The 15,941-nt window shown below is 64.5% G+C and carries 16 protein-coding genes; 9 read left to right on the top strand and 7 right to left on the bottom strand.

Annotation, left to right across the window (positions count from 1 at the left end):
* Positions 1 to 114 precede the first annotated feature (114 nt).
* Together KTJ77_RS11705 and KTJ77_RS11700 are read left to right on the top strand one after the other, a co-directional pair.
* A complete protein-coding gene (locus KTJ77_RS11705; RefSeq protein ID WP_367948917.1) occupies positions 115 to 639 on the top strand; it encodes an adenine phosphoribosyltransferase in 525 nt (174 codons plus the stop codon).
* Positions 640 to 677: 38 nt separating this feature from the next.
* Entirely contained in the window at positions 678 to 1,130 is a 453-nt protein-coding gene (locus KTJ77_RS11700) for a GNAT family N-acetyltransferase (protein WP_217338714.1), read from the top strand.
* Positions 1,131 to 1,468: 338 nt separating this feature from the next.
* Here the strand turns inward: KTJ77_RS11700 and KTJ77_RS11695 are convergent, their stop codons facing one another.
* Positions 1,469 to 2,197, bottom strand: a complete 729-nt coding sequence (locus KTJ77_RS11695; protein WP_367948916.1) for a FadR/GntR family transcriptional regulator — start codon at positions 2,195 to 2,197, stop codon at positions 1,469 to 1,471.
* 186 nt (positions 2,198 to 2,383) lie between these two features.
* Between KTJ77_RS11695 and KTJ77_RS11690 the strand changes: the two genes are divergently transcribed.
* Both KTJ77_RS11690 and hemQ read left to right on the top strand, forming a co-directional pair.
* Positions 2,384 to 3,490 carry a ferrochelatase gene (locus tag KTJ77_RS11690; RefSeq protein WP_217338713.1) on the top strand — a complete coding sequence of 369 codons (1,107 nt, stop codon included), beginning with the start codon at positions 2,384 to 2,386 and terminating at the stop codon, positions 3,488 to 3,490.
* A 1-nt stretch (position 3,491) separates the two neighbouring features.
* Complete coding sequence (gene hemQ / locus KTJ77_RS11685) at positions 3,492 to 4,184, top strand: hydrogen peroxide-dependent heme synthase (protein WP_217338712.1); 693 nt, start codon at positions 3,492 to 3,494, stop codon at positions 4,182 to 4,184.
* Between the two features lie 287 nt (positions 4,185 to 4,471).
* On the opposite strand, the gene KTJ77_RS11680 is transcribed toward hemQ, so the two are convergent.
* The 5 genes from KTJ77_RS11680 to purS form a co-directional block, all read right to left on the bottom strand.
* Positions 4,472 to 5,407, bottom strand: a complete 936-nt coding sequence (locus KTJ77_RS11680; RefSeq protein ID WP_217338711.1) for an NAD(P)-dependent oxidoreductase — start codon at positions 5,405 to 5,407, stop codon at positions 4,472 to 4,474.
* Between the two features lie 459 nt (positions 5,408 to 5,866).
* Entirely contained in the window at positions 5,867 to 6,820 is a 954-nt protein-coding gene (locus tag KTJ77_RS11675; RefSeq protein WP_217338710.1) for a sugar kinase, read from the bottom strand.
* Entirely contained in the window at positions 6,817 to 7,488 is a 672-nt protein-coding gene (locus tag KTJ77_RS11670; RefSeq protein ID WP_217338709.1) for a bifunctional 4-hydroxy-2-oxoglutarate aldolase/2-dehydro-3-deoxy-phosphogluconate aldolase, read from the bottom strand. The genes KTJ77_RS11675 and KTJ77_RS11670 overlap by 4 nt, the downstream gene beginning before the upstream one ends.
* Positions 7,489 to 7,682: 194 nt before the next feature.
* The gene (gene purQ / locus KTJ77_RS11665; protein ID WP_217338708.1) at positions 7,683 to 8,390 is read right to left on the bottom strand and encodes a phosphoribosylformylglycinamidine synthase subunit PurQ; all 708 of its coding nucleotides are present in this window, start codon (positions 8,388 to 8,390) and stop codon (positions 7,683 to 7,685) included.
* Entirely contained in the window at positions 8,387 to 8,635 is a 249-nt protein-coding gene (gene purS, locus KTJ77_RS11660) for a phosphoribosylformylglycinamidine synthase subunit PurS (protein WP_217338707.1), read from the bottom strand. Before purS ends, purQ begins: the two co-directional genes overlap by 4 nt.
* Positions 8,636 to 9,083: 448 nt before the next feature.
* On the opposite strand from purS, the gene KTJ77_RS11655 reads away from it, so the two are divergent.
* The 5 genes from KTJ77_RS11655 (at position 9,084) to KTJ77_RS11635 (ending at position 14,931) form a co-directional block, all read left to right on the top strand.
* On the top strand, positions 9,084 to 10,370 hold the full coding sequence (locus KTJ77_RS11655) for an ABC transporter substrate-binding protein (protein WP_217338874.1): 1,287 nt from the start codon (positions 9,084 to 9,086) through the stop codon (positions 10,368 to 10,370).
* A gap of 147 nt (positions 10,371 to 10,517) precedes the next feature.
* Positions 10,518 to 11,504 (top strand): carbohydrate ABC transporter permease, encoded by a 987-nt coding sequence (locus KTJ77_RS11650; RefSeq protein WP_217338706.1) that lies wholly within the window; start codon positions 10,518 to 10,520, stop codon positions 11,502 to 11,504.
* The gene (locus KTJ77_RS11645; protein ID WP_217338705.1) at positions 11,501 to 12,406 is read left to right on the top strand and encodes a carbohydrate ABC transporter permease; all 906 of its coding nucleotides are present in this window, start codon (positions 11,501 to 11,503) and stop codon (positions 12,404 to 12,406) included. The genes KTJ77_RS11650 and KTJ77_RS11645 overlap by 4 nt, the downstream gene beginning before the upstream one ends.
* A gap of 33 nt (positions 12,407 to 12,439) precedes the next feature.
* The gene (locus KTJ77_RS11640; protein WP_217338873.1) at positions 12,440 to 13,894 is read left to right on the top strand and encodes a GH1 family beta-glucosidase; all 1,455 of its coding nucleotides are present in this window, start codon (positions 12,440 to 12,442) and stop codon (positions 13,892 to 13,894) included.
* A gap of 17 nt (positions 13,895 to 13,911) precedes the next feature.
* Entirely contained in the window at positions 13,912 to 14,931 is a 1,020-nt protein-coding gene (locus KTJ77_RS11635; RefSeq protein WP_217338704.1) for a LacI family DNA-binding transcriptional regulator, read from the top strand.
* Positions 14,932 to 14,971: 40 nt separating this feature from the next.
* Here KTJ77_RS11635 and KTJ77_RS11630 read toward each other — a convergent pair whose 3' ends face one another.
* Positions 14,972 to 15,853, bottom strand: a complete 882-nt coding sequence (locus tag KTJ77_RS11630; protein ID WP_254367771.1) for a VOC family protein — start codon at positions 15,851 to 15,853, stop codon at positions 14,972 to 14,974.
* Positions 15,854 to 15,941 lie beyond the last annotated feature (88 nt).

Raw genomic sequence — 15,941 nt, 5'->3', positions numbered from 1 at the left:
GCTTTCATAATGGGCATCATGACCCGATATTCCGTGCGGAACCAGGAATCTTCTGGCCGGCGCGGGAGCGAGCAGTCCATCAAACTCTCATGTGGCGCGAGTATCCTTACCAGAGTGACTTCGGCTGAGCTTGACCGCGCCCATTCCCTGATCCGCAACATCCCGGACTACCCGCAACCCGGTGTGCTGTTCCGTGACATCACCCCGCTGCTGGCTGACGCCCGCGCGCTCGTCGCCACCATTGACGCCCTCATCGCCCCGTTCAAGGGTGAGTTTGACTACGTGGCAGGCATCGAGGCTCGTGGCTTCCTGCTCGCCGGTGCAGCTGCAACGTACGCGAACGTCGGTCTCATTCCGATCCGCAAGGCAGGCAAGCTGCCTCGCCCAGCGGCTGCTGTTTCGTACGCGCTGGAATACGGAACGGCGACGATCGAAGCGCACGACGACATTCCCAACGGCGCCACGGTGCTACTGATCGATGACGTGCTCGCCACCGGCGGCACCCTCGGAGCAGCCCACGACCTCGTCGCTCGGCTCGGTGGTTCCGTCATCGGCACCGCCGTGCTGTTCGAAATCGACGAGCTCGGCGGCCGCGAAGCCGTCGGCGACCCGCGTCTGCACGCCGTCTTCCACTCGTAAGCCTCGCGAATGTCGGTGCCGCGCTTTATGGTGGCGCTATGACACTGCAGTTGCGACTCGTCACACCCGACGATGTCGATACCGTGATGCGTTGGTCGCAAGACGAGCGGGTGAACCGATACGTCGGTGGCGCTTCGGTGTGGACTCCGGAGTTCACGAAAGCACGCGTGCTGAGTGCGGGCGGCGGCGACACGTTTCGCCGCTGGTATCTCGCGTTTGATGGTGAGGCTGTGGTCGGGCTGGGCGCGATCATGTTTCCGGACGATGCGACCGAGCTCGGATATTGGGTTGACCCCGACCGCTGGGGGCACGGGTATGCCGGGCAAATTCTCGACGCGATGATCGAGATTGCCCGCGCTGAGCAGCGCGATGTGCCGCTGAGCGCGCAGATTCAGCCGGCGAATGGTGCATCGGTGCGAGTTGCCGAGCGCGCCGGGTTTGCGTGGTTCGCGAGTCATGCGGACTTTGACGAGTATCGTCGCGACGCCTAGTCCGAGGCGTGCGGAACCATGTGTCTGGCCGCAACGCGCGTCGCGCCCCAGCCGATGGTTCCGAGTAGTTCCGCGCTGATTGCTCCGTGCCGAGAGTTCCCAGCGGATGGTTCCGCATAGTTCCGAGCTGATGGTTCCGTGCCGATGGCTCCGAATGGTTCCGAGCCGTGGTTCCGCGCCGAGGCCGTGACTCTCTTCTCGCGTCGGAGATGTTGCGCGTCGTCACGCGACACGCCGTGAAACGGCCTCACCAGTCACACAAGTTCCGACGAGAGACAAGCGGCGCGGGCGCTCGGCCACCGCTCTGACGAGAGCCGCCGAGCCCATCCGTTGGCTTATCAGCCGGGCTGCTGGGTGAGTTTGGTCATCTCGGTGGTGAGCACGCTGTGGCGGAGCGTGCGCAGCGCGGCGTCAGAGTGCAGGGCCATGAGGTGGGCGGCTGCTGCGACGTCACGAGAGCGGATCGACGTGAGAATACGGTCGTGCTCGTTGAGCAGGATCGCGGGGTCGATGCTTTCGGCGATGTGCGCACCGAGGCCGGACGAATCGAGCGCACGTGAGAGTGACGTGTCGAGGTCGGCGAGCAGACGGTTGCCTGACGCCTGAGCAATCGCGCCGTGAAAGAGCGTGCAACGGGTGACGCCGCCGGGGATGCCGGCGTTGTGTTCGCGCATGGCTTCCATCTCGATGGCTACCGCCGTCTCCATGGCCTCGAGGCGTTCGGGTACCCACTGGGCCGCCGCGGTCTGAGCGGCTTCGACATCGAGCGCCCGGCGGATTCCGATGAGTTCGGCCGGGTGATAGGTCTGCAGCGCATCGAAAAGGAGCGACGGCGCGGGGGTGAGTGAGCGTACGAATGTGCCGCGGGCCGGGAGCGTTTCGATCATGCCGAGCGTGGCCAGCGAGCGTACGGCCTCGCGCACGGTGGAGCGGCCAACACCGAGTTGTTCGGTGAGCTCTGGCTCGGTCGGGATGCGGGATCCGACGGGCCATTCTCCAGCGGAAATTCGCGCCTTCAACTGTGCCAGCGTTGTGCGCGCCAGCGCGCTTCCCATTGGTTCAGCCACGGGCACCTCCCTCGTTCCTCTCAGCCTATTGCGCTGGACGATGTTCGCCCGGGCTATTTGCTGCTGAGGCAGCAATTAGTGCGGTATTTCGCGGTGATTTTGGCGAATCCGTCACTTTGGGTCGTGCGCAGAGGAAGCTCAGCGAATCATCAGATGAAGATCTTCATCTGATGATAGGTTGACCGCGTGCCTGAAACTCCCCGCGCCACCGCCCCATACGACGCCCTGCTGGTCTGCTCCTTCGGCGGACCCAATCGCACGCCCGATGTGTTGCCCTTCCTCAAGAATGTGACCGATGGCAAAGGTATTCCAGACGAACGCCTTGTCGAAGTGGGGGAGCACTATTACCACTTCGGCGGCAAGAGTCCCATCAACGAGCAGAACCTCGCGCTCATCGACGCGCTTGCCGCTGAGCTTCGTGCACGCGGTGAGAACCTGCCCGTGATCTGGGGCAACCGAAACTGGCATCCGTTTACCGTCGACACCCTGCGCGACGCGAGCGCCTTCGGTGCGCGCCGCGTCCTTACCCTCGTCACCAGCGCCTACGCGTCGTACTCGGGCAGCCGTCAGTACCGCGAGCATCTCGCAGAAGCCGTCGCCGAGCTCGGCGACAATGCGCCCGACATTGACATGCTCCGTCCGTTCTTCAATGACCCGGGTTTTGTCGGTGCCAACCGCGAACAGATCATCACGGCGATTGACTCACTCGAGGGCGGTGCGACCGACACTCATGTCGTGTACGTCACGCACTCCATCCCCAACACGATGCAGGACGCGTCCGCCCGCACCGGTGCCGGATATGCCGAACAGCATGAAGATGTGCGGGCAACCATCGACGCCGGCCTCCGGGCCCGTTACGGCCATGACCTGCCGTCGTCGCTGGCGTACTGCTCCCGCTCCGGCAACCCCATGGTTCCGTGGCTCGAACCCGACGTCAACGACCACCTCGAGGAGTTGGCAGCGGCCGGTGTTCGCAAGGTCGTGATCGCGCCGATCGGCTTCATCTCCGACCACATGGAGGTCGCGTACGACCTCGACACGGAGGCGCTGGAGACGGCGACGTCACTCGGCATGGTCGCGGTGCGCGCCGGAACCGCGTCGACGCATCCGCTGTTCATCAGTGGCCTGGTTGACATGGTGCTTGAGCGCGAGGCACGCGAACGCGGCGACAGCGTTTCGGCCGTCACTGTGGGCGCATTGCCCGCTTTTCCCGACGTTGCCCCCGCCGGAAGCTGCCGCATGCGCGACGGCGAAATTACCGGACTCCCCGTCATCGCAGGATCGGAAGACTGACATGTCACATCACCCCCTCATCGACCACTCGCACCTCGCCGAAGAGGTCAATGCCGCCGTGAACTACACGATGTACGCCGTCTTTCGAGCGCAACGTGTTGGTTCCGCCGCCCCCGCAGACGTGCTGGCAACCCTTGCTCGCGTCGACGGGCTGACCACGCGCGGCTGGTATGAAATCTCGGGCTTCCGCGCCGATGCCGATGTGTTGATCTGGTGGCATGCGGGTGAAGTGGAGACACTGCAGGCCGCGTACCGCGCGGTGGTTTCTGCGTCTGCGGGGGCACTGGAACCGGTGTGGTCGAACATCGGCGTGCACCGCGCGGCCGAGTTTAACCGCGCGCACGTGCCCGCGTTTTTGGCTGGCGAGAAACCCGGTGGATACATTTGTGTCTACCCGTTTGTGCGCTCGCGCGAGTGGTATCTGCTACCAGAAGCTGAGCGCGCGCAGATGCTCCGCGACCACGGTGCGGCCGCCCGCGACTACCGCGATGTGCTCGCCAACACTGTCGCCTCATTCGCGCTTGGTGACTATGAGTGGCTACTCGCGTTCGAGTCGGATGACCTCATTCGCATCGTTGACCTGATGCGCGAGCTGCGCGCCACCGAGGCCCGCCGCCACGTGATTGAGGAGACCCCGTTCTTCACCGGCCCCCGCGTCGAGCCCGAGGTGTTGTTGGAGCGGTTGCTCGGGTGACGTTCTGGCACGCGACGGCGTTGGGCGATGTCGCGTTAGCGCCCCGCGACTGCGTGGGCGTCTAGCGAGGATCCGCAGCGACCGCGAACCCGCCGCAGCGCCCAGCGCCCAGCGTGCGGCGATCAGCGTGGCCGACGTCGCGTCAGCGCCCAGCGTGCGCGCGGGTGCATCGCGACGCCGCGCTGGTGTGGAGTGAGGATGCCCAGCGCCCAGCGTGGGCGTGGAGGTCTAACGAGGATCTGCAGCGACCGAGAACCCGCCGCAGCGTGGTTCCGCTTTCGCGTTCCTTAGCTGGTGAATACGACGTTTTCGGGTGCTTCGCCAGCCAGTAGGTGACGAATCTGACGCACGATGAGGCGAGCGATGCGCGGCTGCATCGACGATGCCGCGCCGCCGACGTGTGGCGTGATGAGCACGTTTTCGATGCCCCACAGCGGGCTGTCGGCGGGGAGCGGTTCGGGCTCGGTGACATCGACGGCGGCGCGCAAGCGACCGGATGCGGTGTGTTCGACGAGCGCGGCCGGGTCGATGAGTGAGCCGCGGCCAACGTTGACCACGAGTGCGCCATCGGGGAGCGCGGAGAGCACCGCGTCATCGATGACATGGTGGGTCTTGTCGCCGCCAGGCAGAGAGGTAATGAGGATCTCGGTCGTCGGGAGCAGGTCAGCGAGCTCATCGATGCCGTGCACCTGCACGCCATCTTCGTCGCGGGCGGTCGACGCGACCGGAATAATCTCAACCTCGAACGGCGCGAGGCGGGCGGCGATGGCCTTCCCCACTCCGCCGTAGCCGAGCACCATCACGCGGCGGTCGGCGAGGCTGGGGGAGAAGCGTCCACGCCACGTGCTTTCGGTCTGTTGGCGCACGTAGAGGGGGAGTCGGCGCTGGCTCGCGAGCGTCAGCGCGAGGGCGAGTTCGGCGGTTGCCGCCTCGTGCACCGAGGTCGCATTCGCGAAAGTGTGGCCGGCAGGCAAGTGTGCCGGAACATCGTCCCACCCGATCGACTGGCTCTGCACGAGCTGGGTCGTGACGCCAGCAAGTGACGGCAGCGTCTTGGTCGCCGACATGTATGGCGCAACGACGATGTCGATGTTGTCGCGGCCGGATGCATCATCGAGCGCCCATTCGAACACCTCGACGGTGGCGAGTTCATCCGCAGAAAGCAATGCCGTGACATCGCCGAGGAGTCGGGCAGTCGGAACCGAAACAGTCAGAGAAGCCATGTCATGAGCCTAACGAGAGGGGGAGCGGGTGGGGTGATGTGTGGCGATCACGTCGTCGTGAGAGCGACAGAATGTCGCGACAGCGATAGATTTTCGGCCGAAAAGCATGGTTGCCGCTGTTTTCTCTCGTTCTCGCGACAGAGCGGCGGCGCGAAGCGGCGCAACCCGCGGGCCGCTGGTGCGCAACCACTGGTTCCGGAACCATGGAGCCGAGCCAGGGAGAGAGAAGCGGCGGCGCGAAGCGGCGTATACCTCGGGGCGGCGGGTGCTGGGGAAGGTAGCGCGCGCCCTCGGCGTCGCGGCGGGAGGAAAGTGACGTGGGAGGAGGAGATTTTGGCCGAGTTCTCCTTCCCTCACGACGTTTTCCGTACGTCAGGACAGGGCCGACGGAACCAGAAGGGTGGAACCAGAAGGGCGGAACCAGAAGGGCGGAACCACGGGGCAGGCGAAACCAGATACCTAGCGGGAGACGGGGTCGCCGGTTGCCAGGAAGGCGGCGAGGTCGCGCCGAGTGGGGGCGGCCTCCCAATCACCGTGGGCGAGGCATGCGTACGCGCCGGTTGCGGTTGCGGTCTCGAGGCACTCGGCGAGGGTGAGTCCGCGTGCGGTTTCAGTGAGGAACCCGGCGACGAAGGCATCGCCAGCGCCGACCGTGTCGACGGCGTCAACGGTCAGGGCCGCCACGCGCACGACGGTGCCCGCGTTGGTTCCGGCGAGCGCGCCATCGGCACCCAGTTTGACGACCGCAGTCTGCGCACCCAGCGCGAGTAGGGCATGCAATTGTGCCTCGTGTTCACGCTCGCCGGTGAGAATCTCCGCTTCGTCATCGCCGGCAAAAATGATGTCGGCACGCTCGGCGAGGGCACGGTAGATCTCGCGCGCCTCAGTGGCATCGGGCAGCAGTGAGGCGCGGTGGTTGACGTCAAACGACACCGTCACGCCAGCGTCGCGAGCGATGTCGATCGCAGCGTGCAACGCCGCGCGAGACGACTCGGCTAGCGCAGCGGAGATACCGGTGATGTGCAGAATGTTCGCGCCGCGAATGGCGTCAACAGGCAGATCTGCGGCCGACAGACGGCTACCCGCAAACCCGCGGCGGTAGAACGACACCGACGTTGCGCCGGGCCTTGGACGAGACTTCATCATGAGCGACGTCAGTGCCGCATCGTCGCGCGCGGCGAACACTGAGACGCCCTCGCCACGCAGTTCGCGCACGATGAGATCGCCGAGCGCATCGTTTCCGAGACGTCCGACCCACGCCGCCGCGCCACCGAGACGGGCAACGCCGATCGCGACATTGGATTCTGCCCCACCAAACGTGAGCGTCAGCTGGTCACCACGCATCGGCGCGCCGATTTCATTGGCAACCGTGAGGCCGAGGCTCTCGCCGATCGTCAGCACGTCGAGGCTCATGCGATCACCGCGCTTCCCGCAGCGGATCCTGCGGCTGCACCCGTGGTTCCGGAACCAATAGCGGCGGCCGTGGCTGCGCGTTCAGCGACAGCGTCGGGTCCGTCTGCGGCTACGGCGGTGATCCAGCTGCCGCTTGCCGCGAAGACACCGGCGTGCGCGAGGAAGTCGGCGAGGTTAGCCGCGCTCACTCCGCCCGATGGCATGAACTTCACGTCACGGAACACCGACGCATACGCATCGACAAGCGAGAGTCCGCCGAAAACGCAGGCCGGAAAGAGCTTGAGTCGGCGCAGACCCAGCGCCATGGCGGCCTGAATTTCGGTCGCTGTAATGACACCAGGAACGATCGGAACCCCGGCATCGGTCACGTAACGCACAACCTCCGCGTCGAGCCCGGGCGTAACCACGAAGTTCGCACCCGCGTCAAGCGCCTCGCGCGCCTGCGCTGTCGAAAGCACCGTGCCAGCACCAACCAGAATGTCGCCCCGCGCCGCCAACGTCGCGATTGCAGGCAGTCCGTGCTCGCCGCGCAGCGCGACCTCGGCGACCGGCAGGCCGCCGCGCACGAGACCCTCGCCGATGGCGTCGACGGTCGACGGGTCGCTGACGGAGACCAGCGGAACCACGCGGTGCGAAAACAGGGGGTGATCAAGATCGACGATGCTCACCTGACCATCCAACCATCGAGGGTGCCGCACCGCCCGAAGATTACCGAGAACCCGTGCGGGCCCACGCCGCCTGCCGTTTCATTCCGGAACCACAGCGCACCCCTGGTTCCGGAACCACAGCGCACCCCTGGTTCCGGAACCAAAAGCAAAGTCCCCCGCACCGGTTCACGATGCGGGGGACTTTGTGACGTGTTTTACGCGACGGCCTTGGCGAGCGCGGCGATAGCCGAGACGAAGAACTTGGCACCGTCTTCGCCTGAGCGCATGGCCACGGCAGTGTCGGGGCCGAAACCGGCTTCAACGGCGTGCTCGGGGTGCGGCATGAGGCCCACAACGTTGCCCTGCTCGTTGACGAGCCCTGCAATGTCGTTGAGCGAACCGTTCGGGTTGATGCCGATGTAGCGGAATGCCACGCGGCCCTCACCCTCAAGGCGCTTGAGCGTCTCGTCGTCGGCAATGTAGCCGCCGTCGCCGTTCTTCAGCGGGATGACAATTTCGTCACCCGTTTCGAAAGCGTTGGTCCACGCGGTGTCGGCGTTCTCAACGCGCAGGCGCTGGTCGCGACGAATGAACTGCTGGTGCGCGTTGCGAATCAGACCGCCAGGAAGCAGGTGTGCCTCAACAAGCATCTGGAAACCGTTACAGATGCCGAGGATCGGCATGCCCTTGGCAGCAGCGTCCTTGACCTCGGCCATGATCGGCGCGAGCGCGGCGATCGCGCCGGCACGGAGGTAGTCGCCGTAGCTGAAACCGCCGGGCAGCACGAGAGCGTCAACACCCTGCAGGTCGTGGTCGCCGTGCCAGAGCGCGACGGGCTCGGCGCCAGCAAGGGCAATCGCGCGCTGTGCGTCGCGGTCATCCAGCGAACCGGGGAAGGTAATAACCCCGATCCGCGCGGTCATTCGACGACCTCGATACCGACAACATCCTCGATGATCGAGTTGGAGAGCACGTCTTCGGCAACCTTGCGGGCCGAGGCGAGCACCTCTTCGGTAACTTCGCCCTCAACCGTGAGCTCGAAACGCTTGCCAATGCGCACGTTCGAGAAGGTGTCGACGCCGAGACGGCCCAGTGCGCCGCTCACCGCCTTGCCCTGAGGGTCGAGGAGTTCGGACTTCGGCATAACGTCAACGACGATGGTGGGCATGAGTGGCTCCGTGTTGCGGTGAGGCGATTGGCTCCAGTCTAGCCCGGTTATTTTTTGTGCGTGACGGTACGACTACCGCCAACCGACGGCTCCGGTCGATGGCGCCCAGCCGGCGGCGTCAAGGACGCAACCAGAGCCGCTGGAGTGAGTCGAATGGTTCCGGAACCAAGACCGCCGACGTGAGCGGATATTTGCTTCGCAAATTGATGCTTGACAGCCCTGGGAGCGCTCCCATACAGTGGTGCCACGTTGGTTTGGGAGCGCTCCCACGACTGTGAGAATGTGCACGGTTTGCCAGAGCTGCCGCCAGCGTCCCGAATCAGAACCCCGGTTCAGCCCCGCAATACCCCCGACAAATCCCTCAGCAACACAAGCAATACCTGCTACATCACAAAGGAGTGAAACTGTGACTACACACGCATTCGCACGCACCACGGCCGGGCTCGCCATGCTCGGTGTCGGCGCGCTCGTCCTCGCCGGTTGCGCTGCCACCACGGCAGACGCCGGTGGCTCAGGCACCACAGAAGGCGGCGCAGAAGGCGGCGATACCGTCATCACCATTACGACGTTCGGCACATTCGGCTACGACGACCTCTACAAGGAGTACGAGGAGGCAAACCCCGGCATCACGATCGAGGCCACCAACATCGACACCGGTGGCAATGCCCGTACCGACGCGTTCACGAAGATTGCCGCCGGCTCTGGCCTGAGCGACATTGTCGCGATCGAAGAGGGCTGGCTCGGCTCGATCATGGAGGTCTCGGACAAATTCGCTGACCTGCGCGACTACGGCATCGAAGACCGAAAGGCCGATTGGGTCGACTGGAAGTATGCGCAGGGCACCGACATTGACGGCCGGGTGATTGGTTACGGCACCGACATCGGCCCCACCGGCGTTTGCTACAACTCGGCAGCCTTTGCCGCTGCTGGCTTGCCCACCGATCGCGCCGAAGTCGCCACCCTGCTCGAGGGTGACTGGGAGCACTACTTTGAGGTCGGCGCCGACTACGTCGCCAAGACAGGCAAGGCATGGTACGACCACTCCGGCTTCGTCTGGAACTCCATGGTCAACCAGCTTGACGAGGGCTACTACACCGCCGACGGTGAGCTCAACGTTGAGGGCAACGCCGCACTGAAGGAGCGCTTCGAACTCCTCGGATCCGCCACCGAAGGCGGCCAGTCAGCGGCACAGAGCGCGTGGGACTGGAACGCAGGCAAGTCATTCGTTGACGGAACCTTTGCCACCTTCGTGTGCCCCGGCTGGATGCTGGGTGTCGTCAAGGGGCAGGTCGAGGCAGGCGGCGGAGACGCCAGCACCGGCTGGGACTTCGCCGACGTCTTCCCCGGCGGCGCCGGAAACTGGGGTGGTGCGTTCCTGAGCATCCCGGAGACCAGCAAGAACAAGGAGGAAGCCGCGAAGCTCGCCGACTGGCTGACTCAGCCCGAGCAGCAGATTAAGCAGTTTGACGCCGCCGGAGCCTTCCCATCGACCGTTGACGCACAGCAGACGCTGGCCGCTAACGCCACACCGAACGAGTTCTTCAACGATGCGCCCGTTGGCGAAATTCTCGCCGGCCGCGCCGAGGGTGTTGTCGCACAGTTCAAGGGTCCGGACGACTCGCTAATCCAGGAGAACGTGTTCGGCGCTGCCCTCACCCTGCTCGACAAGGGCGACCTTGACACCGCAGGGGCCTGGGCCAAGGCGCTTGAGCTGCTCAAGGAACAGGTCAAGTAGCTCCTTCCCGCAGCACGTTTCGACTCGCTGCTTCGCGTCTCGCTCACCGTCCGGGCCACCCGAACCCCGGACGGTGAGCGAGCGCAGCGAGACGAAGCGGTCGCCACTCGCTCAACGTCCCACCTCTCCAGAACCCGTGAGGAAGTCATGACGATTACCGCGTCACGCCCCACCGATACCGCGGATCCGCCCGCGAACACGGCCAGACCGCCGCGCCGCACATGGCGCACCCGCCTCTCGCGTTTCGACTACCGCGCATCGCCTTACGGCTACATCGCACCGTTCTTCCTGCTGTTCGGGCTCGTCGGGCTCTTCCCGCTGCTGTACACAATCGTCGTTGCAATGCACGATTGGGATCTCCTCAAGGGCCAGGGCGAGTTCGTCGGCCTCGCCAACTTCACCGATACCCTCGGCAGCGCCACCTTCTGGAACTCCATCGGAAACACGATCAGCATCTTCCTGCTGTCATCGATCCCCCAGCTCGCGGTCGCGCTTGTGATCGCCTACCTGCTTGATCGCGGGTTGCGAGCGCCGACCTTCTGGCGCATGAGCGTGCTCATCCCGTTCGTTGTCACCCCCGTCGCCACGGCACTCATCTTCTCCAGCATCTTCAACGAGGCCGACGGTCTCGCCAACAACCTGCTGAACCTGCTCGGTGCCGCCGATCAGCGCTGGAAAACCGACCCGTTCCTCAGCCACGTCGCAATCGCCATCATGGTCAACTTCCGCTGGACCGGCTATAACGCGCTCATCCTGCTCGCCGCCATGCAGTCCGTTCCGCGCGACCTGTACGAGTCCGCCGCGATCGACGGCGCTGGCCCCGCTCGCCGCTTCTTCAACATCACCATCCCGACGATTCGCCCCACCCTGATTTTCGTCATCATCACATCCACAATCGGCGGCCTGCAGATCTTCGCGGAACCACGACTCTTCGACGTCTCGGCGGCTGGCGGAATCGGCGGAGCCGACCGGCAGTTCCAAACGACCGTGCTCTACATGTGGGAGCTGGGCTTTGTGCGGCGAGATCTCGGCATGGCATCAGCCGTCGCGATCCTGCTTTTCCTGCTCATCATCGTGATCGGCCTGATCAACTTCATCATTTCCCGCCGTATATCTTCCGGAGGCCGCAAATGACAACGCTCGCTGCTCCCGCCACGCACACCGAACTCGTCGTGCAGCCTGACATCAAGAGGCGTCGCCCGCGCGGCGGTACCGCCGGAGTCGGCTCCCGCCCAGGCTTTCTCACCTACGGCCTTCTCACCGCGTTTCTGCTCGGCAGCATGTACCCACTGTGGTGGTCGTTTGTGGTCGGCTCCGGCACCAACGCAACCCGCGGTGAGACGCTACCCCTGGTTCCGGGAGGCAATTTCTTTGCCAACGCCGCGCAGGTGCTCGACGCGATCCCGTTTTGGCTCGCGCTTGGCAACTCGCTCCTCATCTCGACGATCATCACGCTCTCGGTCGTCACCTTTTCAACACTCGCCGGATACGCGTTTGCGAAGCTGCGGTTCCGTGGGCGGGATGGCCTGATGGTCTTCGTTGTCGCCACGATGGCGATTCCGACGCAGCTGGGCATCATCCCGCTGTTCATGGTGATGAGCTCGATGGGATGGACCGGAACCATCGGTGCGGTTATCGTGCCGACACTCGTCACCGCATTCGGAGTGTTCTTCATGCGCCAGTACCTGGTCGATGTGATTCCGGACGAGCTGATCGAAGCGGCACGCATGGACGGTGCGAATCAGTTCCGCACTTTCCTGGCGGTGGGACTACCCGCTGCCCGACCCGCGATGGCGATTCTCGGGTTGTTCACCTTCATGACAGCGTGGACCGACTACCTCTGGCCGCTCCTCGTGCTCAACCCGCAGAATCCGACGCTGCAGACAGCACTGAGCCAACTGCAGTCGGGGTATTACATCGACTTCTCGGTCGTCCTGACCGGCGCGGTGATGGCCACGATTCCGCTGCTTGTGTTGTTTGTTCTTGCTGGTAAGCAGCTCGTCAGCGGCATCATGGCCGGTGCGGTCAAGGGCTAGTACGAGACCCCTGAAAAGAGAAAGATGTCTGTTATGACTGCTGACCAGCGTGCCTTCCCGCCGGACTTCCTGTTTGGTTCCGCCACTGCCGCCTACCAAATCGAAGGAGCCACCGCCGAAGACGGCCGCACGCCCTCAATCTGGGATACCTTCTCTCGTCTTCCCGGGGCCGTCGTTGGCGGCGATAACGGCGACGTCGCATGCGATCACTACCACCGCTCACGCGATGACGTGGCGCTCATGAAGAGCCTCGGGCTGCAGACCTACCGCTTCTCCACCGCGTGGCCGCGGGTGCGCCCCGATGGGGGAGCGCCCAACCAAAAGGGCATCGACTTCTACTCTCGGCTCGTCGACGACCTGCTCGCCGCTGACATTTTGCCGTGGCTCACGCTGTATCACTGGGATCTTCCGCAGGCATTGCAAGACGTGGGCGGCTGGACGTCGCGGGACACCGCAGACCGCTTCACGGAATACGCGCTCACCCTGCACGACGCGCTCGGCGACCGAGTCGCCACCTGGACCACGTTGAACGAACCGTGGTGTGCGTCGTTCCTCTCCTACACGGGCGGCGAGCACGCCCCTGGTCACATGAGTGTGCGTGAGGGGCTTCTTGCATCGCACCACCTGCTGCTCGGACACGGACAGGTCATCCGAGAGCTGCGTGCCCGCGACGCGAGCCTCAACCTCGGCCTCACCACCAACCACACCGTTGCGGTTCCGCTCGATGCGACCAATGCTGACGACGTCGATGCCGCACGTCGTATCGATGGCCAGTTCAACAGGTGGTTCCTCGACCCGATTTTTCGTGGTTCCTACCCCGCTGACATCGTCGAAGACGTGCGCGCTGTCGACGCCCGCGCCGTCGCGGACTTCGAGGCCGCGGTGCACCCAGGTGATCTCGCGCTCATCTCACAGCCCATCGACACGCTCGGGGTGAACTACTACCACGGTGACCTCCTCTCCGGCACGGAACAGGAGCAGCCGCCGGTATCGGGCGGCCCCACCACCACGCGCACGGGCCGCAGCCCGTACCCGTCTGACGCCGGAATTTACAACGTTGAGCGGGGCCTGCCGCGCACGGCGCAGAACTGGGAGATTGAACCAGCCGGCCTGACGACTCTGCTGAAGCGCATTTGGGATGACTATGCGCACGACGCCGGAACCACGTTGTACGTCACGGAGAACGGTGCGGCGTTTGACGATGAGCTGGTGATTGAGGGTGAGGAGCGGCGTGTTCACGACGATCGGCGCGTGACTTTCTTGCGCGACCACCTCGCTGCCACGCTTGACGCGAGCGACGCCGGGGTTGACGTGCGTGGCTACTTCTACTGGTCGCTGCTCGACAACTTCGAGTGGGCTTGGGGCTACGACAAACGATTCGGAATCGTGCACGTCGACTACGACACCCAGGTGCGCACGTTGAAAGACAGTGCCCTAGAGTATCGTCGGATCATTGAAGGCCGCGCGATCACCGGCGCCCCTGAGTAGCACGCCAAGGAGGCTCAATGACGACGCCAGCGACATCGGCCGTCACGATCGAAGAGGTCGCCGCCGCTGCTGGAGTCTCGCGATCGACCGTCTCGCGGGTGGTCAACGGCTCCACTGCGGTCAGCCCAGCGGCAATCGACGCCGTTAACAAGGCCATCGCCGACCTCAAGTACGTGCCGAACCGTGCCGCCCGCACCCTCGCCAGCCGTACCACCAATGCCCTCGCGCTCGTGGTTCCGGAAGACCCCACGCGCTTCTTTGGCGACCCGTATTTTGCCTCGGTGGTCGGTGGGATCTACAGCAGGCTCGCGTCGACACCGTACGTGTTGAACGTGTTCTTGGCCTCCGACGATCAGGGAGATAAGACCACCGCCTACCTGCGTGGCGGCAACATCGATGGCGCGATGATCGTGTCGCACCACGCACGCGACTCGTTTATCGAGCGCATTGCCGATTCGGTTCCGGTCGTGTTTGCGGGTCGACCCTCACAACCCGAGGTGGCCGCCCGCTCGTACTACGTTGATGTCGATAACGTGCTGGGCGGACGCTTGGGAACCCAGGAGCTCATTGACGCGGGGCGGACGCGCCTGGCCACGATTGCCGGGCCCGCCGATATGCCTCCGGGCGTTGATCGCCTGATTGGTTTTGAAGGCGCGCTCGCTGATGCGGGTTTGGAACCAGCGGCTGTCGTCGCCGCCGACTTCTCAGAGCAGGGCGGGGCAGACGCGATGCGCGAGTTGCTTGCGAGCGGCACGCAGGTTGACGGCGTGTTTGTCGCAAACGACCTCATGGCGCGCGGCGCCATGGCTGTGCTTGCGGACGCCGGACTTCGCGTGCCGGACGACGTCGCGGTCGTTGGTTTTGATGACTCGGTGATTGCCGCCCGCACGTCACCGCAACTCAGCACGGTCAGCCAGCCCACGTTCACACAGGGCGAGCTGATGGTTGATGTGTTGTTGCGGCTCCTGTCGGGAGGCGCGCCTGAGCGCGTCACCATCGTGGAACCACAAATGGTCGCCCGCGACTCCGTCGGCTAAATCGGCCGACGCTTTTCGCGCGATGCGTCGGCGCGGCCCGTTAGCCGCGCGCAGGCACCGTCGCATGCAGTGCGTTGTTCCACGGATCGGTGAACGAGAGCGTGCGTCCATCGTCACGCACCGCGGCGCCGAAGTGCCCGAGGCGTTCAGTGAGCTCTCCGAGGGCGTCGCTTGTCGGTAAGACGAGATCGACCTGACCGAGTCCGAGGGCAGGCATGCGGGGGCCAGCGCCGCGAGAGTTCCACACGTTCATGGCCATGTGATGGTGATATCCACCGGCACTGACGAACAGGGCCTGGTTGCCGAGCGCGGCGGTCTGGTCGAATCCGAGCTGTTTCACGTAAAACTCGCGTGCTGTTGCCACGTCGCCAACCGACAGGTGCACGTGGCCGATCTGTGCGGATGCCGCAGCGACCATTCCGCTCGCCGCTTCGTCGGTGAGATGCTTCTGCAGAAACGAGTTGGGGTCGAGGTAGAGCGTGTCCATTTCAACCTGGCCGTGCGTCCACGACCACTCGGTGCGCGCGCGGTCCCAATACAGCTCGATTCCGTTGCCTTCCGGGTCGGTCAGGTAAAACGCCTGGCTAACGAGGTGGTCAGCGCTGCCCGTGAAAGTCTGCGGTGCGTGGCGCGCGACCGAATAGAGCGCGGCGGCGAGCGCCGCCTGCGTCTCGAAGAGGATCGCGGTGTGAAAGAGACCGGCGGAACCATGCGGCGCGTGGTGCAGGTCGGGGCTGTGTTGCAAGATCACGAGGGGTAGCGCCTGCCTGCCGAGCGTCACGGTGTCGCCCTCCGTGGTGAGCACATCAAGCGTCACGACATCGCGGTAAAACGCGGTCATGCCGTCGAGGTCGCCAACGAGAAGCGTCACGGCTCCCATCGCGGTGTCCGCAGCCAGTCGACTCGGCAGAATTTCATTCATATGAATAGCAACACTGTGGCGGCCGTTGCCATTCCCGCATCCGCAAGAACGGGTTCCGGAACCTCGTGCCGGGCACAAGTGCTCCGCA

The organism is Microbacterium sp. NC79, from assembly GCF_019061125.1.
In the GTDB taxonomy this organism is placed as follows: domain Bacteria; phylum Actinomycetota; class Actinomycetes; order Actinomycetales; family Microbacteriaceae; genus Microbacterium.
The sequence above is the reverse complement of the archived record's forward strand: the minus strand, read 5'-3'. Positions and strand labels throughout refer to the sequence as shown.